Here is a 16,709-nt window from a genome sequence, read left to right as displayed (position 1 = left end):
CGGGTTCAGTCCTTGCCGCGCGGGGGTGGCTGCACGTTGACCCCGCCGGAATCATGCTCGGGCCCGGCGGCCGGATGCTCGGCCGGCACGCGGTCCCGCGATTGGGTGCCCTCGCTGGGCCGTTCGGGGTCGGGCCGGTGCACGTTGCTGTGGTACGGGCCGGGTTTGGGGCGCGGCTTCCCGCCCGGGAACGCCAAGCGGAAGATGCTGCGGTGCACCATGAACCACTGCTTGCCGAACGGACCGGAGTTGTAGGGCAGCTCGTAGCGGTCGCAGATGTCCTTGACCTGCGGGGCGATCTCCGAGTACCGGCTGCTGGGCATGTCCGGGTACAGGTGATGCTCGACCTGGTAGCCGAGGTTGCCGCTGATGATGTGGAACAGCGGGCTGCCCTCGATGTTCGCGGCGCCGAGCAATTGGCGCACGTACCAGCCGCCCCGGGTCTCGTTCTCGGTCTCTTCCTCCGTGAACGTGTAGGTCTGGTCCGGGAAGTGGCCGCAGAAGATGATGGCGTGGGCCCAGATGTTGCGGATGACGTTGGCCACCGCGTCGGCGGCGAGGGTGCGCAGGTACGTGCTCTCCACACCCGGCGCCACCTTGTCGAGGAAGGAAGCTGCAGCGCCGACGCGGCCCTTGTTGGACACCCGGCGCAGCCTGTTACCCAGCCGGGACCGCTTGGGCTGTTCGAGCCGGCCGCGCAGCGCCAGCTGTGTGAGTCCGAATGCGCCGGCGCTGATCGCGGGCCAGCCCAGGTAGTCCTTGTAGATCTGGGCGCGCGCCTTCACCCCGATGCCCCGCAGGTCTTTTCGGACCTCCGACCACGGCTTCTCGCGCTTGCGGATGGCATCGATGTCCATGTCGTGGACCGCCACCCCCCACTCGAACAGCAGCGTGAGCAAGAAGTTGTAGATCGGCTGGCCCAGGTATCGGGGCGCCCACTTCTGGTTGGGGTCGATGCGCATGATCTCGTAGCCGAGATCCTTGTCCTTGCCGAGGATGTTGGTGAAGGTGTGGTGGATGTAGTTGTGCGAGTGCTTCCACGATTCCGCGGTCGACGCGGTGTCCCAGTCCCACACCGACGAGTGGATGTCGGGGTCGTTCATCCAATCCCATTGGCCGTGCATGACGTTGTGGCCGATCTCCATGTTCTCCAGGATCTTGGCCATCGACAGGCAGGCGGTGCCCAGCAGCCACGCCGTCTTCGAGCGGGACGCCAGCAGCAGGACCCGGCCGAGGACGACGATCTGCCGCTGCGCCGCAATGACGTTCTTGATGTAGCGCCGGTCGCGGTCGCCGAGGTCGGCGAACACGTCGTCGTGAATGGCGTCGAATTCCTTCGCCAGTTTTTCGAGCTCTTGTTCCCCCAGTCGGGCCAGTGGGCTCTCCACACCCCGCTTGACGGCAGTCGTCACGAGCCACTCCTTTCGATCCCAAGTTCTCTTTGCCTCAAAAGTTTTCTCTGCCTCAAAAGTTTTCTCTGCCTCAAAGTTGAAGTTCCACGTCGCCTTCGGCGGTGTTGATGCAGATGCGCACGTCCTGCCCGGTGGGCTCGATCACGTCGCCGGAGCGAAGGTCGCGCAGCTTGCCCGACTTCAGCGTGCCGACACAGGTGTGGCAGATCCCGATCCGGCAGCCGAAGGCGAGGTTCAGGCCGGCCTTCTCCCCCGCCTCGAGAATCGACGTGCCGCCGTCGCATTCGACTTCCTTGTCGCTGTCGAGGAAGCAGACGGTGCCGCCTTCCCCCGCGTTGGCGTCGCCGCCGATCTTGGGCTGGAAGCGCTCGAAGTGCAGGCGTTCGCGGTCGCCGTGTTCTTCCCAGTGCTCGATCAGGGCGTCGAGCATGTCGCCGGGCCCCGAACAGAACGCCTCGCGCTCGCGCCAGTCCGGGCAGGCCTCGTCGAGGTCCTCGGGCTTGAGCCGTCCCTGTTCGGACGTGAGTCGCAGGTCCAGTCGCATGCCGTCGTGGCGGTCTGCGAGCTCTTCGAGGGCCTCGAGGAACATCACCTGCTCGCGCGTGCGCGCCGAGTGGATGACCAGCACGTCGCCCATCTCGTCCCGACTGTCGAGGCTGCGCAGCATGCTGATGATCGGTGTGATGCCGCTGCCCGCGCTGATGAACAGCATCTTGGGCGGCACCGGCTCGGGCAGCGTGAACACGCCCTCGATCTCGCCCAGCCGCACCAGATCGCCCGGCTGGATCGTGTGCACCAGATACGGCGACACCGCGCCGCCGTCGACCCGCTTAGGCGTGACGCTGATCAGCCCGTCTTTGGGCTCCGGGTCGGAGGTCAACGAGTACGCGCGCCAGTGGTAGACGCCGTCGATGACGACGCCGAGGCGCACGTACTGACCGGGCTTGTGGCCCGGCCACTCGTATCCCGGCCGGATCAGGATGCTGGCCGCTTCCGAGCCCTGCTGCTCGATGCCTTCGACCTTCCCGCGCAGTTCCTTCGTGGTCCACAGCGGGTTGATCATTTCCAGGTAGTCGTCCGGCTGCAGCGGGCTGAACAATCGCCGCACCGCTCGCAGGAATAACCGACGCCCGCGTGGGACCTTGGGCTGCGCTCCGCGTTCGGCCATGCTTCAACAGTACACATTTGTATACCGAACTTAAACATTCGGCGTTGATTTGCCTGTTTGGCAAAGTGATTCAACATATGTTCAAACATCACATAGCGCATCAGATGTTCACTGAAGCGATTCCGCCCTGGCCAGTCCGCCCCGTCTGCCCCTTGTGACGTGCCCCACATCGGTGTTGCCCAAACATCTCCGATGGTGTTCGCCGTCGTCGGCGGACCCTAAAGTCTTCGATGTGCTGGTCGGCTTCCTGCTCGCGCTGGGGTGCTCGGTCTGTTACGGCACGGCTTCCGTCCTGCAGGCCGCCGCGACGCGGTCCGTCGAGGCGGGCAGCGGTTCCGGCGTCGACACGGTGCTGCTGATGCGGGCCGCGCGCCAGTGGCGCTACCTGGCCGGCGTAAGCCTGGACGGCGTCGGGTTTCTCCTGCAGGTGGCCGCCCTACGCCTGGTGCCGATCTATGTGGTGGCGGCGGCGCTCGCGGCCTCGATCGCCGTCACCGGGATCGTGGCGGCCTGGATGCTGTCGGCGCGCCTGTCGCGCGCGGAATGGACGGCGGTGGCGGTGGTGTGTGCCAGCCTCGTCGTCCTCGCGCTCGCCGCCGGGCCCGGCCACTTCCGTCGGGCGCCGGCGGGCCTCGGGTGGGCGCTGCTGGGTGTGGTGGCAACGATTTTCGTCGCGGGGGCCGTGGCGGGCCGGCTGCCCGACCGTCCCCGCGCGCTCGCGCTCGGGTTCGCCGCGGGATCCGGCTTCGGCGTCGTCGAGGTGGGTGTGCGGTTGATCGAGGTGATCGATCCCACCAAGCGCTCCTTCTACACGAACCCGGCCCTCTACGCGGCGGCCGCGGGCGGTGTCGCGGGCTTCCTTCTGCTCACCTCGGCCCTGCACCGCGGCTCGGTGACCACGGCGGTCGCGGGGATGGTCGTCGGTGAGACGATCGCGCCCGCCTTCGTCGGAGCGGTGTGGCTCGGTGACCGCGCTCGCGACGGACTCGGCTGGCTGGTGGTCACGGGCTTCCTCGTCGCGGTGTGCGCGACACTGGTGCTGGCCCGGTTCGGCGAGGCGCCTCAGCCGACCGACGAAACCGTCAGCTAGGTGTTCTGACCACGCTGTAGGCCGTGCCCCGGGCGGGGCGCGTCCACAGGATGCCGCCCTGCGCGCTGACTCCCGCGGCGATCAGCGCGCGCTTGAGGATCTTGTTCGTCGCCGTCGCCGGCAGGTCGTCGTTGATGCGGACGTACCGCGGCCACGCCTTGGGCGATAGATCGGGCTGCGCAGCCAGGAAGGCCTCGAGGCCGGCCGGTTCGAGGCGTTGCCCGTCGCGCAGGACTAAGGCGGCCATCACCTGGTCGCCGACCCGCTCGTCGGGCACGGCGTAGACGGCGACCTGACTGACCTGCGGCAGCCGTTCGAGGATCCGTTCGATGGGCGCCGCGGCCAGGTTCTCGCCGTCCACTCGCATCCAGTCGGCGGTGCGCCCGGCCAGGTAGATCCAGCCGTCGGCGTCGCGGTAGGCCAGGTCACCCGACCAGTACATGCCGTGGCGCAGTCGCTCGGCCGTCGCGGCCGGATCGTTGTAATAGCCGGCGAACGGCCCCGCGCCGTGGGTGTTGACCAGTTCGCCGACCGCCTCGTCGAAGTTGGCCAGCGCGCCGTGCTCGTCGAATCGCGCGGGCTCGCACTCGCGCAGCGTGACCGGGTCGAGAATGCTCACCCCCGGGTACGGTTTGCCGATCGACCCGGGCGGGGTGCCGTCCTCCCGGACGACGATGACGGCGAACTCGCTCGACCCGAAGCTGTCGACCACCCGGCAGCCGAAACGCCTTGCGAATTCGGCGATGTCGCGGTCGGTCGCCTCGTTGCCGAACGCGATCCGCAGTGTCGTGCAGGCGTCGTCGGGGCGCTCGGGCGTGGCCAGGATCAACGCCAGCGGCTTGCCCACGTAGTTGAGGTACGTGACGCCGTAGCGACGCAGGTCGTCGCCGAAGCGCGACGGCGAGAACCGGGCGGGGACCATGGTGGCGCCGCTGCCGATCGCGACCGCCCACCCCGCCGCGATGCCGTTGGAGTGGAACAGCGGCATCGACAGGTAGCAGACGTCGTCGGCGGTCACGTCGTACTGGAAGATCAGGCTGGCCCCGCACATGATCGCCATCCCGTGGGCGAACCGGACCGCCTTGGGGTCGCCGCTGGTGCCGGAGGTGAAAATCATCATCAGGGTGTCGGCGGCCGTCACCTCGCGGTGGGCGGTCAGCGGCGGCGCCCCGGCCACCGCGTCGGCGTAGCGTTCGGAGCCGACGTCGATCACCTGGATCCCGTTGAGGTCCAAGCCGTTCAGCAGTTCCGAGTGCTCGCCGTCGACGAGCAGGATCTGACAGTCGGAGCGCCGGACGTCGGCGAGCAACCCGGCGCCGCGCCGCGTGGTGTTGATGCCGCACAGCACGTAGCCGCCCAGCGCGGCGGCGGCCATCGCGCGCAGCATCGCCGGCGAATTGCCCAGCAGCGCACCGACATGCAGCGGACGGGCCGGGTCGGCGAGCGCGATGAGCGCGGCCGCCTCGGCCTCGGCTTCGGCCAGGTGTTCGCGCCAGGTCCACATCTGGTCGCCGCACACGACCGCCGGGGTGTCGTCGTGCATCCGCTGCCGCAGCAGCTCTTGGACGGTTTCGGGCACTAGGTTCCCGGCCCGTACCGCGCGGTCAGCACCAGACCGGCGTAGCCGTCGTGCGCCACGCCCTCGCAGTGGCGCCGGTAGGTGCCGAATCCCCCGGCGAAGGGCATGAAGACCCGCTTCTTGCCGTCGATGTTGGCGCCCAGGTACCACGACGACGCCGCCTTGGTGAACAGGGTCTGGTCGGCGGCGACCGCGACGTGCTCGGTCCAGGCCTCGGCGGCGTCGCGACGCGGTTCTATCTCGCAGACGCCGAGCTCATGCGCCGTCAGGATCAGCTCGGTGACCCAGTCGACCTGAACCTCGGCGTGCAGCACCATGTTGGCCAGCACCGAGGGGCTGCCGGGCCCGCTGATCGTGAAGAGGTTCGGCAGGCCGGGAACCATCAGGCCGAGGAAGGTGACCGGGCCCTCGGCCCAGATGTCGCGCAGCCGTTCACCCCCGGGCCCCCGCGGGTCGATCCGGGTCAGCGCGCCGGTCATCGCGTCGAAGCCCGTCGCGAAGATCAGCACGTCGCACGGGTAGGTCATGCGGTCGGTGCGCACGCCCCGCGCCGTGATCGCGTCGATGGGCTCGCGGCGCAGGTTCACCAGCCGGACGTTGTCCCGGTTGAAGGCGGCGTAGTAGCCGGCGTCGGTGCAGATGCGCTTGGCCCCGATCGGGTGGTCCACCGGGATCAGGTCGGCGGCGACGGCGGGATCGGTGACGATCTCGCGGATCCGCTCCTCGGCGAACTCGCGGGCGATGTCGTTGGCGGCCACGTCGCTGTTCTGGTCGGGAAAGGTCTTGGCGAACAGCACGCCCCCCTCGCGCCAGCGCCGCCACAGGGCGTCGGCGCGTTCCTCCGGCGCGGTGTCGACCGCCTTCTTGTGATAGGTGCCGTGCGGCGTCCCCGCCGACGCGTAGGCGGACGCGCGGCGGCGTTCGGGATACTGCTCACGGATCTGCCGCTGCTCGTCCGGCGTCCACGGGCGGTTGGGCATCGGGATGCTGTAGTTGGCGGACCGCTGAAAGACGACCACCTCGGCCGCCTGTGCGGCGACGATCGGCAACGCCTGAATCCCGGACGAACCGGTGCCGATCAACCCGACGCGCTTGCCGCGCAGGTCGGGGTCCTCGCGCGGCCAGGCGGCCGTGAAGTAGACCTCGCCGGCGAACTCGTCGGCGCCGCGGATGTCGGGCCGGTTCACCGCCGACAGGCAGCCCGTCGCGCACACGAGGAACCGCGCCCCGAAAACGTCCCCGCTCGCGGTGCGGACATGCCAGCGGCCGTCGTCGAAGTCGGCCCCGACCACGTCGACGCCGAACCGGTAGTGGCGGCGCAGGTCGAAGCGGTCGGCGACGTGCCGCAGGTAGGCCAGGATCTCCGGCTGCGCGGCGAACCGCTCGGTCCACGTCCAGCTCTGCTGCAGCTCCTCGTCGAAAGAGTATGAGTAGTCGACACTTTCGACGTCGCACCGCGCGCCGGGGTAGCGGTTCCAGTACCAGGTGCCGCCCACGTCGGGGGCGGCCTCGACGCCGACGACAGACATTCCCGCCGAGGCGGCCCGGTGCACCGCGTACAGGCCGGCGAACCCGGCGCCTACGACAATCACGTCGGTCACGTCGGTCACCGCGGCGCGCTTCCGACGGCGACCGGGGCGAGCAGCCCCCGCAGGTCGCGGCACACCAGCGTCAGGGCGGATGATGCGGCCGCGATGGACAGCATGGTCGCGAAGCCGTGGAACAGGCCGGGGAAATCCCGGTGCAGGACGCGCACGCCCGCCTCGCCCAGGCGGCGCGCGTAGTCGCAGCCCTCGCTGTGCAAGGGGTCCAGGCCCGCGGTCACGACGACGGCGGGCGGCAGGCCCGCGAGGGAATCCGCGCGGGACGGGGCGACCAGGTACGGCGGCTCGAACGGCCCTGCGCCGCCGAGGTATTGGCGCCAGTACCACTGCATGGCGGCCCGGGTGTTGAAGTAACCGGTGGCGTAGCGGTGGTAGCTGTCGGTGTCGAACGTCGGGTCGATCGCCGGGTACAGCAGGAGTTGCGCGGCGGGCGCGCCGGCCCCTCGATCCCGGCACAGGATCGCGGTGACCGCCGCGAGGTTGCCCCCCGCGCTGTCACCGGCGATGGCGATCCGCGCCGGGTCGATCCCGAGGTCGGCCGCGTGCCCGGCCACCCAGCCGAACGCCGCGTAGGCGTCGAGCGCGGCCGCCGGCGCGGGGTGTTCCGGGGCCAGGCGGTAGCCGAGCGACACGACGACCGCGTCGGCGCCGCGGGCCAGGGCGCGACAGAAGCCGTCGTGGGAGTCGATGTCGCAGAACACGAATCCGCCACCGTGGCAGAACACGATCCCCGGCCGGCTGCGGCCGGGGTCGCCGTGCGGATGGTAGATCCGTGCGGGGATGGCACCGCCGGGCCCGGGCAGGGCGACGTCCTCGGTGGCGCGGACGTCGTCGAGGTTCGGGGTCGGCAACCGGCGTTCGGCGACCGCGGCACGGGCCTCGGCGGCGGTCATGGTCTCGACGCGCGGGAAGCCGGCCTGCAACTCGCGCAGCACCGCCCGGACATCGCCCTGGATGGGGTCGTCCATGGAGGCCTCCGTCGGGGTCACGCCGGCCGGTACTTCAGCAGGGTGATCCCCGCTTCGGGCAGATCGTAGAACACCGGCGCGACGCGCATGCCGATCCGGACGTCGTCCGGGACGACGTCGACCAGCTCGGTGCTCACCCGCGGGCCGGCATCCCACTGCACCACCGCCGGCAGTTGCGGCACCGCGTCCACCCAGGGCGGCCCGGTCGGGCGGCGGGCGATCGTGAACGTGTACAGCGTTCCCGCGCCGTCGATCTCGCGCCATTCCAGGTCGTCGGCCAGGGTGCCCGGCGCCAGGGTGCGGGGGTAGAACACGTGGCGCCCGAGCGACGGCGAGTACTGCACCAGGATGCGGTGTTGCGCCAGACCGTCCCAGAACGGTCGCGACACCGGTGTCGGCTCGGGAACGGGAAGGGGGACGGTCACGATCAGTCCCCCCTCATCAGCAGCGCCACCTGCTCGCTCATGATGCCGCCGTTGCCGGTGACGAACGCGGTGTGGCAGTCGGGCACCTGCACGTCACCCGCGCGGCCCATGAGCTGGCGGGCCCCGTCGACGACGTGGTGCATGCCGCCCGCCATGCCCGCCTGGCCGAAGGACAGCTGACCGCCGGCGGTGTTGAGTGGGAAGTCGCCGCGATGGGTGAGATCGTGGTCCGAAACCCACCCCATCCCTTTCCCTTTCGCGCAGAATCCGGCGTCCTCGAGGGTCATCAGCACGGTGATGGTGTAGCAGTCGTAAATCGAGGCGACGTCGACGTCGGCCCGCCCGAGCCCGGCCATCGCGAACGCCCGGTCGGCGGCCCGCGCGATCGGGGTGGATAACAGGTTGTCGGCGTAGGTGGGGGTCTTGAAGGCGATGTGCTCGCCGAACCCGGTGATCCACACGGGCCGGTGGCGAGACCGGCGGGCGATGTCGGCGTTGGCGACCAGGACACCCGCTCCCCCGTGCACCCGCATCACCGTCTCCAGCATGTGGATGGGGTCGGCGATCATCGGGCTGGCGAGCACGTCGCTAACGGTGATCGGGGCGCCGTGGAACACCGCGCCGGGATGCGCGCACGCGTTGGCACGCTGGTCGACGGCGATCTTGGCGACCGCCGCGGGGTCGTACCCGTATTCGGCCGCGTAGCGCTGGGCGATCTGCGCATAAGGCGCGTTCTGGCCGACGTTGCCGTAGGGGATCTCGAACTCGGCCTGCGGCGACCCGTAGTTGTTCGACGACGCCCCATACCAATTCGGCGCGGCGGCGGGTCGGCGCTCGGAATGCGGCACGTTCGCCGACCCGGGCACCACGGCCAGCACCGCGTCGCAGACGCCGAGTTCGACGGCGGCCGCCGCGCGCCAGACCATCCCGGCGGCGGTGGCGCCGCCCAGGTCGACCCGCTCGCCGAAATCCAATGGCAGGCCGAGGTATTCACACAGCGTGGCGGGGGCGAACATGGCCGACTCGGCTACCCCGTGGGTGATGAGGCCGTTGATGCGCGCCGGGTCGACGCCCGCGTCCTCGACCACCATCTTGGCCAGCAGCGCGTACTGGTCGAGGGTGAACGCCGCCGGCCGCGTCGGGCGCCGTTCGGCCGGCAGCTCCGCGATCCCGACGATCGCCGCCTCCCCGCGCAGTCCGGTCATGACGGCGTCCCGCGCCGGGGCAGCCGGACGGTGGCCGTCCCGGGTGTGAGCACGTCGTCGTCGCGGCGCCCGGCGACGTCGAGATCGACCAGCCCGGCCCCGTCGTCGGTGAGGCGCTTGCCGGTGATGGTCCCGCCGAAGGTGAGGCGCTGGCCGGGGTGGGCGACTCCGCGGTTCTGCACCGAGAAGGACACCAGGCGCCCGAGCCCGCCCATCCAGTCGCCGAGCGCGCGCGCCAGTAGGGCGGCCTGCAGCGGCCCCTGCACCAGCACGTCGTCGTAGCCTTCGACGGTGCGCGCCCACTCCTTGTCGTAGTGGATGCGGTGGCCGTTGTAGGTGGCGGCGCTGAAGAAGAACATCTGGGTCTCGTCGACGGTGACGGTGAGCGCGGGGATCTGCTCGCCCTCGGCGACGTCTTCGAAGAACACCTGGTGGCCGGTCATGGGGCTCCTAGGGGCGGGCGATCATCGACGTCGAGGCCTCGGCGACCAGCTCGCCGTGCTGATTGGAGTAGACGGTGTGCCACGCGACCAACACGAATCTGCCCGAGCGGCCATGCTTTTCGACGATCGAGTCGATGGTGCGCACCATGTCGATCTGGTCGCGGTGGTAGGCGGGCAGGTGGAAGGTGAAGCTCTCCCCGCCGGCCATCCGCTTGGGGGCCCGGGGAAAGGCGAGGCCACCCGAGGCGGCGCCCGAGGAGCCGTCGGGCCGCAGCGCCTCGAGGTGGGTGACGCCGAGGACGGCGTACTGCAGAAACAGCGGCGGGCAGACGATGTCGCGAAAACCGTTGGCGCGCGCGTACTCCGGGTCGAACCACAGCGGGTTGTGGTCGCCGACGGCCGCGGCCCAGCGCTGCCAGTCGCGCCGGTTGACCTCCCCGGTGGCCGACGCCGCGACGGTGCCCACTCGCGACGCGGCCTCGGCGTCGATCAGCGTGTCCTCACTCACCGGCGCTCCCTTCCGGGCTCTCCTCCAGCCACGCCGCGGCGACGTCCGCACCGCCGCCGAGCGTCGAAAACAGCCGAGCCCGTTCCGACCACAGGTGCAGGTCGGTCTCGAGGACGTAACCCATGCCGCCGTGCAGTTGGTGGGCGTCCAGCGTGACGAGCCGCGCCGCGGTGGCCGCGTGCATGCGCGCGATGGCCGTCTCGCGCGTGGCGGTGTGGCCGCGGGCGAGCCAGAACACCGCCGAGTGTGCCGCCAGGCGCGCCGCGGCGACGGCGATGTGCATGTTGGCGACCAGGTGCTGGGCGGCCTGGAACGAGGCGATCGGTCGCCCGAACTGGTGGCGCATCGTGGTGTATTCGACGGTGCGGTCGATCACGGCCTGCCCGACGCCGACCAGGTCGAGCGAGCCGAGCGCCACACCCGTGTTGGCCACTGCGCGCAGGTCCGCCGGGGTGACGGTGCCGAGTAGCGCGTCGGCGCCCACGGCGGCGCCGTCGAATCGGACGGCGAATGCGCGGTGGCCGCTGGCGATGTCGAGCGGTTCCACGCTGATGCCGGCCGTCCGTGGCCCGACGAGGAAGCCGAGCGTCTCGTCGCCCGCCGCGGCGGACACCACGATGACGTCGGCGACGTCGGCGTCGGCGACGTAGTCGGCGGTCCCGGTCAGCCGCCAGCCCGCCGTCGGCGCCCGCTCGGCGCGCAGGGAGGGCGCGACGATCGCGGCGTCGCGAGCGCTGGACAACGCCGTGGTGCCGCGCAGGCTTCCCCGCGCGAGCGGCGGCAGCCACGCGGCCCTGGCCTCCGGGGTGCCGAGCCGGTCGACCGCGAGGGCGGCGTGGATGCTGCTGTGCACGGTCGTCGGGCAGAGCGCGCGGCCCGCCTCGATGGCGAAGACCGCCATGTCGTCGAGGGATCCGCCGGAGCCGCCGTACTCCTCGGCGATCGCCAGCCCGAAGATCCCGGCGCCGGAGAGGGCCTTCCACAGGGTCGGGGTGTCGCGGTCGGCGCCGGGTTCGCGCAGCGCGCGGACCTGGCTGACCGGGTTCTCCGCACTGAGGAGCGCGCGGGCCATCGAGGCGAGCTCGCGCTGCTCGGCGGTGAGCACTGCCCTCATCGATCAGCGTCCATACGACGGCATCCCGTGGCCGCGCTGCGCGATGATGTCCCGCAGCACCTCGTTGGTGCCGCCGCCGAAACGCATCAGCGGGGCGGCTCGGTACAGGCGTTCGAATTTGCCTGCCAGCGGGGCGTTTTCGCTGCGATGCGCCAGCAGCCCGTCGGGGCCCAGCAGGTCGAGCGCCAAGTCGGCGATGCGCTGGCGCAGTTCGCTGGTGAAGATCTTCTCCACGCTCACCTCGACGGTGGGGATGACGCCGCTGTCGAGGATCGACGCCGCCTCGTAACCCATCAGGGTGGCCACCTCGACGTCGGCCTCGGCCTGCGCCAGCCGCCGGCGCAGCGCCGGGCTGTCCGCGGGCACGGATCCGTCGCGGCGCGGGCGTCGCGCGAGCTCCCGAAGCTCGTCGACCGAGCGGCGCAGGTCGCCCGAGTTGGTCAGGGCGCCCCGTTCGAGGTCTAGGGCGCCGGTGATGTAGGTCCAGCCGCGGTTGACCTCACCGATGAGGTTGGTGACGGGCACCCGCACCCGGTCGAAACGCACCTCGTTGGTGCGGTAGCCCGACCACGCGTAGAGCGGGCGGATCTCGACGCCGGGGGTGTCGATCGGGACGATGACGACCGAGATGCCCCGGTGCCGCGGGGCGGTGGGATCGGTGCGCACGCAAAGCCATTCGTGGGTCGCCCGCTGCGCGCCGCTGTTCCAGATCTTGGTGCCGTCGATCACCCAGTCGTCGCCGTCGCGGACGGCTCGGGTGCGCAGGGCGGCCAGATCGGTGCCGGCCTCCGGCTCCGAATATCCGACGGCGCAGATCATCTCGCCGCGGGCGATCCGTGGGAGCCAGTCCCGCTTGTTGCGCTCGGTGCCGTGCCGCATGATCATCGGCGCCACCGAGGTGACGGTCAGGTCGGGTCCCGGCACACCCCAGTACTCGAATTCGCTCATCAACAGGTGCAGGTGCACGGCCCCGAGGTCCAGCCCGCCGTATTCGCGCGGCCAGTTCAGGCCGAACCATCCCTTCGCGCCGATCTTGCGGCGGAACCGCGCGACCTCGCCGCCGGGGAATTCCAGGTCGTGGCGGGCGAGTTCGGCCCTCAGCTCCGGGGTGACGTTGTCGTGGAGGAACTCTCGGACCTCGGCCAGCCAGGCGCGCTGGCCGGCGTCGAGTTCGAAGTCCATTCCGGCCCCTCTATCGTGCCAGCCGTCTCGGTGAGCGCCGCCAGCGTAACGCCACGGCGGATGTCCGCTCGCCGTTTCGCCATGACGTTACGCTCGCGGTCGCGACCGCCGACCCTGACCCTCAGGCGATTTCGCCGGCTTCGGCCCGCCACGCGGCCAGCGCCGACCGGCTGGCGACGGTGTCGGGATGTTCGGCCCCGAGGAGCCGTGCGCGCGCCGCGAGCGCGTGATCCATCTCGTCGATCGCGCCGATCAGGTCGCCGAGCTGTCGGCGCCAGACCGCCACGTTGTGCCGGGCGCCGAGGGAGGTCGGATGGTCGGGGCCCAGGGCGCGCTGCTCGTCGGCGAACAACTCGAACCAGGTGACCGCCGCCGCGACGGGATCCACGTCGGGGTCGGGACAGCTTGCCCTCATGTGGCGGGCGGTCACGGTGTCGGGATGCTCGGCGCCCAACTCGGCGGCGAGCAGCGGGATGAGCCGGTCCAGGTCGTCGGCCGCGGTGGCCATGTCGCCGAGATGCTGCCGCCAGTTCGCGATGGCGAGGGCGAGGGCGAGGCTGTCGGGGTGGCGGGGGCCCAGCCGTGCCTCGCAGTCGGCCAGCAGTTCCCGCGCGACGGCGACGGCGGCAGCCAGGTCGCCGGCCTCGCGGTGCGCCGCCATGCGCTCGCGCAGCGCGCCGACGCCGGCGGTTTCCCCGCTTTCCGTGACATCCCCGCTTTCCGTGACCATGCCCCGATGAAAGGCCACTCTCCCGGCCGAAAGCAACTCACTCACGGCGCTCTAAACAGGCTCCCTGTAAACACGCTGTCAAACTCCCGTTAAACCGCACCGGGCCCGTCGCGATTGAGGGCCTGGGCTGGGACCATTGGCCAATCGGCTGGTCGCACGGTCAGACGCCCCGGCCCCAGGGAGGGAAAGATGCCCACCAACGAGACGCGCCTCCGCCAGGAATTGCGCGACTGTGCCATCGAACTGCGGCAGCTGGCCTACACACTGCCCAACGGTGTGGGCGAGCACGGGCTCCTGCAGTTGTCCGACCGCATGCGCGCCGCCGCGGAAGCGGCGGTCCGCAAGGGCGCCTAGCCGTTCCTATGGTGCCGACCCGCCGCGCCCGGCTTCGCCTTCGGCGGCGACCCCCATCGCGCGGCTACGCCGCGCTTGCGATCGCCGCGGCCGCGCTTGCGATCGCCCCTAGCCGCCTTTCAGACGGATCTTCCAGCGCACGAACCCGAGATAGCAAACGCTGAGCAGCACCAGCATGCCCATGTCGAACCACCACGCGCCGGCCGTGTGACGCCAGTGTGAGTCGTGCGGCGTCTGCGGGACCTTGTCCTGCAGGCTGAGCAAGTCGACGGTGGAGGCCGACGACGCGAAGCCCCACCTGGCCGGTGTCACCCAGGACATCTGGTCGAGCCCGGCTCTCGCGGTGACGGGGATCATCCCGCCGGAGAACACCAGTTGCGACATCACCGCCACGACGAGCAGCGGCATGATCTGCTCGTTGGACCGGGCGATGGAGGACAACAACAGACCGAGCATCGCCGAAGCGACCGTGGTCATGGCGACGTCGACGAATAGCTCCAGTTCGGGACTGCCGAGCGCCACGGCGCCCTGAGTCGGCCCGCCCTTGCCGTAGATCGCGATCACGCTAACGATCGCCGACTGGACGATCGCGAAGATCGTGTACACGCACACCTTCGCCAGCAGGTACGCCGTGGTGGACAGGCCCACCGCCTGCTCCCGCAGGAAGATGGCCCGCTCACCGATCAGGTCGCGGATGGTCAGTGCCGTGCCCATGAACACCGCACCGACATTGAGCAGCACCAGGATCTGTGCCGGCTCCGTCGGAGCGGCGCCCATCGGATTCGGCCTGCCGAAGCCAACATCTCCCGGCACGGACATCGACAGCGAGCCCATGATGAACGGAAGCAGCGCCAGGAAGATGAAGTAGCCCCGGTCGGAGACGATCAGCCGGACCTGGCGCCTGGCGATCGTCGAGAACTGCCGGAGCAGGCTCGTGTGCGAGGGGTCGCCGATGTCGGCGGGTTGCTCGGCCGGCGGCGGCGGCGGTGGCGGTCCCGTCCGCGCCAGGTAACGGGCCTTGGCCCCGTCGGGGTCCCCCGCGACGGAGCTGAAGATATCGGCCCAGTTCGTGGTGCCCATGGCCGGACCGATCTCGCTTGGCGGCCCGCAGAACGCGGTCTTACCGCCCGGGGCGAGGAGCAACACCTGGTCGCAGACATCGAGGTAGGTCAGCGAGTGGGTGACCACGAGCACCACACGGCCGGCGTCGGCCAGCTGGCGCAGCATCGTCATGACCTGCCGGTCGAGCGCCGGGTCGAGGCCGGACGTCGGCTCGTCGAGGATCAGCAGCGACGGCCCGGTCAGCAGCTCGAGGGCCACCGATGCGCGCTTGCGCTGACCACCCGACAACTTGTCGACGCGGGTCTCGAGGTGCTTGGTCATCTCGAGTTCCTCGAGCACCCGGGCCACCACCTGTTCGCGGTCCTCCTTGGTGGTGTCCGGCGGCAGCCGCAGTTCCGCGGCGTACATGAGGGCCTGCTTGACCGTCAGCTGCCCATGCACGACGTCGTCCTGCGGCACCATGCCGATCCTGCTGCGCAGGGACGCGTATTCGGCGTGCACGTTGTGGCCCTCGAAGGACACGGTGCCCTTCGTCGGGTGGGTGTAGCCGGCGACCAACCGCGCGAAGGTCGACTTCCCCGCGCCCGAGGGGCCGATCACCGCGGTCAGCGTGCCGGGCTGCGCGGTGAGCGAGATGTCGTCGAGCAGCGTCTTGTTGTTCTCGATCGTCCACGAGACGCCCCGGACGTCCAGGCCGCCGCCACGGGTGGAGGTGGCGCTCTCGTCGCGGCGGACCAGGGTGCCGCCAGCGAAGACGAGGTCGATGTTGCCGATCGTGACGACGTCGCCGTCTCGCAACACCGCGGTGTCGACCCGCGACCCGTTGACGAACGTGCCGTTGATGCTGCGGTTGTCGTGGATCTCGGTGCCGTGCGGCGTCGGGATCAGGGTGGCGTGGTGGCGGGACGCCAAGACCTCCGGGATGACGATGTCGTTGTCATTGGCCCGGCCGATCTTGATGGCGCCCGGCGTCGACTCCACCGCCGTTCGGCCCGGCCGGAGGATCTTCATCATCGAGGTCGCGATGTTCGACGAGTCACCGCCGAAGCGGCCGGTCTCCGGTTCGGCGACATGGGCCGGCGGCACGTTCGCCGGTGGGGCCCGGTAGATGTGGGGCGCCTGCTGCGGCCCACTGGGCTGGCCGAAGTTCTGTGCGCCGGTCGGTGGCCGCGGCTGCGGGCCGGAGGGCGGGCTGGGCAGCGGCCCGCTGGGCGGATGGCTCGCCTGGGGTCCGCTGGGCGGGTGCATCGGCTGCTGCGGCCCGGCAGGCGCCTGCTGCGGCGGGCGGAGCGACGCGGTCGACGGTTGCTGCGCCTGGCCTGGCCAATGCCCGGCCGTCGGCGGTTGGCCGTGCGGCACCTGTGCGCTGGGCCCGCTCGGCGCGTTGTAGATCGGGATCGACGTCGTCAGCGGGGGGCGCCCGGCCGAGCCCTGGTGGCGGCCAACCTCGAACGTCAGCGCGGGACCGTCGGGATTGCCGAGGTTCACCCGCATGCCGTCGTGGATGTCCACGACCGGCACCCGGCGGTTGTTCACGTACAGCCCGTTGAGGCTGCCGTTGTCTATGGCGATCCATCGGCCCTGGTCGAACCGCACGATGAGGTGCGTCCGGGAAATCAGGGGATGCGCGACGCGGACGTCGGCGCGAAGGTCACGCCCGATGACTACGTCGTTGCCTGGTGCGAACGTGCGCTCGGATCCCTCGTACCGCACGGTCAGCACAGGGGGGACTGGTCGGCTCATCAGAAGTAACTGTATCGGCAGCGGCGCCGCTTGGGGGCGATGCGCCCATGCCGGTTCTGCCTATGGCCGAAGCGCAGCAAGGGCGGGTCGACACGGAAGTGGCGCGCCCCGCGAAAAGCGTT

The 16,709-nt window shown here is 70.4% G+C and carries 15 protein-coding genes; 2 read left to right on the top strand and 13 right to left on the bottom strand.

Annotated elements, in window-relative coordinates:
• Positions 1-5 precede the first annotated feature (5 nt).
• Together GPY60_RS07000 and GPY60_RS06995 are read right to left on the bottom strand one after the other, a co-directional pair.
• The gene (locus GPY60_RS07000; RefSeq protein WP_156686915.1) at positions 6-1,412 is read right to left on the bottom strand and encodes a fatty acid desaturase family protein; all 1,407 of its coding nucleotides are present in this window, start codon (positions 1,410-1,412) and stop codon (positions 6-8) included.
• Between the two features lie 70 nt (positions 1,413-1,482).
• Positions 1,483-2,580, bottom strand: a complete 1,098-nt coding sequence (locus GPY60_RS06995) for a ferredoxin reductase (protein ID WP_156686914.1) — start codon at positions 2,578-2,580, stop codon at positions 1,483-1,485.
• A gap of 232 nt (positions 2,581-2,812) precedes the next feature.
• Here GPY60_RS06995 and GPY60_RS06990 point away from each other — a divergent pair, with 232 nt between their 5' ends.
• Positions 2,813-3,670, top strand: a complete 858-nt coding sequence (locus GPY60_RS06990) for a DMT family transporter (protein ID WP_156686913.1) — start codon at positions 2,813-2,815, stop codon at positions 3,668-3,670.
• Here the strand turns inward: GPY60_RS06990 and fadD1 are convergent.
• The 10 genes from fadD1 to GPY60_RS06940 form a co-directional block, all read right to left on the bottom strand.
• Entirely contained in the window at positions 3,663-5,249 is a 1,587-nt protein-coding gene (fadD1, locus tag GPY60_RS06985; protein WP_156686912.1) for a fatty-acid--CoA ligase FadD1, read from the bottom strand. The genes GPY60_RS06990 and fadD1 overlap by 8 nt on opposite strands.
• Positions 5,249-6,859 carry a flavin-containing monooxygenase gene (locus GPY60_RS06980; RefSeq protein WP_156686911.1) on the bottom strand — a complete coding sequence of 537 codons (1,611 nt, stop codon included), beginning with the start codon at positions 6,857-6,859 and terminating at the stop codon, positions 5,249-5,251. The genes fadD1 and GPY60_RS06980 overlap by 1 nt, the downstream gene beginning before the upstream one ends.
• Positions 6,856-7,821, bottom strand: coding sequence for an alpha/beta hydrolase (locus tag GPY60_RS06975; protein WP_156686910.1), 966 nt, complete (start codon positions 7,819-7,821; stop codon positions 6,856-6,858). The genes GPY60_RS06980 and GPY60_RS06975 overlap by 4 nt, the downstream gene beginning before the upstream one ends.
• 17 nt (positions 7,822-7,838) lie before the next feature.
• Positions 7,839-8,246, bottom strand: coding sequence for a Zn-ribbon domain-containing OB-fold protein (locus GPY60_RS06970; protein ID WP_197283572.1), 408 nt, complete (start codon positions 8,244-8,246; stop codon positions 7,839-7,841).
• A gap of 2 nt (positions 8,247-8,248) precedes the next feature.
• Positions 8,249-9,451: a thiolase family protein gene (locus GPY60_RS06965; RefSeq protein WP_156686908.1), complete on the bottom strand. Its 1,203-nt coding sequence runs from the start codon at positions 9,449-9,451 to the stop codon at positions 8,249-8,251.
• Positions 9,448-9,894 (bottom strand): MaoC/PaaZ C-terminal domain-containing protein, encoded by a 447-nt coding sequence (locus GPY60_RS06960; protein WP_156686907.1) that lies wholly within the window; start codon positions 9,892-9,894, stop codon positions 9,448-9,450. Before GPY60_RS06960 ends, GPY60_RS06965 begins: the two co-directional genes overlap by 4 nt.
• 7 nt (positions 9,895-9,901) lie before the next feature.
• Positions 9,902-10,402: a MaoC family dehydratase gene (locus GPY60_RS06955; RefSeq protein ID WP_156686906.1), complete on the bottom strand. Its 501-nt coding sequence runs from the start codon at positions 10,400-10,402 to the stop codon at positions 9,902-9,904.
• Complete coding sequence (locus GPY60_RS06950; RefSeq protein ID WP_156686905.1) at positions 10,395-11,516, bottom strand: acyl-CoA dehydrogenase family protein; 1,122 nt, start codon at positions 11,514-11,516, stop codon at positions 10,395-10,397. Before GPY60_RS06950 ends, GPY60_RS06955 begins: the two co-directional genes overlap by 8 nt.
• Positions 11,517-11,519: 3 nt before the next feature.
• Positions 11,520-12,698 carry an acyl-CoA dehydrogenase family protein gene (locus GPY60_RS06945; protein ID WP_156686904.1) on the bottom strand — a complete coding sequence of 393 codons (1,179 nt, stop codon included), beginning with the start codon at positions 12,696-12,698 and terminating at the stop codon, positions 11,520-11,522.
• Positions 12,699-12,819: 121 nt separating this feature from the next.
• Positions 12,820-13,428 (bottom strand): tetratricopeptide repeat protein, encoded by a 609-nt coding sequence (locus GPY60_RS06940; protein WP_156686903.1) that lies wholly within the window; start codon positions 13,426-13,428, stop codon positions 12,820-12,822.
• 189 nt (positions 13,429-13,617) lie between these two features.
• Here GPY60_RS06940 and GPY60_RS26565 point away from each other — a divergent pair, with 189 nt between their 5' ends.
• A complete protein-coding gene (locus GPY60_RS26565) occupies positions 13,618-13,782 on the top strand; it encodes a hypothetical protein (protein WP_197283571.1) in 165 nt (54 codons plus the stop codon).
• A gap of 108 nt (positions 13,783-13,890) precedes the next feature.
• On the opposite strand, the gene GPY60_RS06935 is transcribed toward GPY60_RS26565, so the two are convergent.
• On the bottom strand, positions 13,891-16,587 hold the full coding sequence (locus GPY60_RS06935) for an ATP-binding cassette domain-containing protein (RefSeq protein ID WP_197283570.1): 2,697 nt from the start codon (positions 16,585-16,587) through the stop codon (positions 13,891-13,893).
• Positions 16,588-16,709: the final 122 nt, after the last annotated feature.

It is taken from the genome of Mycobacterium sp. Marseille-P9652 (assembly GCF_902652685.1).
Taxonomy (GTDB): Bacteria; Actinomycetota; Actinomycetes; order Mycobacteriales; family Mycobacteriaceae; genus Mycobacterium.
Note: the sequence above shows the minus strand (reverse complement) of the source record. Positions and strands in the feature narration are given on the sequence as shown.

Bases quoted from the DNA above. Each gene is read 5' to 3' on its own strand.
- GPY60_RS06995 (WP_156686914.1), bottom strand. From the start codon at position 2,580: ATGGCCGAACGCGGAGCGCAGCCCAAGGTCCCACGCGGGCGTCGGTTA.
- GPY60_RS06975 (WP_156686910.1), bottom strand. From the start codon at position 7,821: ATGGACGACCCCATCCAGGGCGATGTCCGGGCGGTGCTGCGCGAGTTG.
- GPY60_RS06965 (WP_156686908.1), bottom strand. From the start codon at position 9,451: ATGACCGGACTGCGCGGGGAGGCGGCGATCGTCGGGATCGCGGAGCTG.
- GPY60_RS06960 (WP_156686907.1), bottom strand. From the start codon at position 9,894: ATGACCGGCCACCAGGTGTTCTTCGAAGACGTCGCCGAGGGCGAGCAG.
- GPY60_RS06950 (WP_156686905.1), bottom strand. From the start codon at position 11,516: ATGAGGGCAGTGCTCACCGCCGAGCAGCGCGAGCTCGCCTCGATGGCC.
- GPY60_RS06945 (WP_156686904.1), bottom strand. From the start codon at position 12,698: ATGGACTTCGAACTCGACGCCGGCCAGCGCGCCTGGCTGGCCGAGGTC.
- GPY60_RS06940 (WP_156686903.1), bottom strand. From the start codon at position 13,428: ATGGTCACGGAAAGCGGGGATGTCACGGAAAGCGGGGAAACCGCCGGC.
- GPY60_RS26565 (WP_197283571.1), top strand. From the start codon at position 13,618: ATGCCCACCAACGAGACGCGCCTCCGCCAGGAATTGCGCGACTGTGCC.
- GPY60_RS06935 (WP_197283570.1), bottom strand. From the start codon at position 16,587: ATGAGCCGACCAGTCCCCCCTGTGCTGACCGTGCGGTACGAGGGATCC.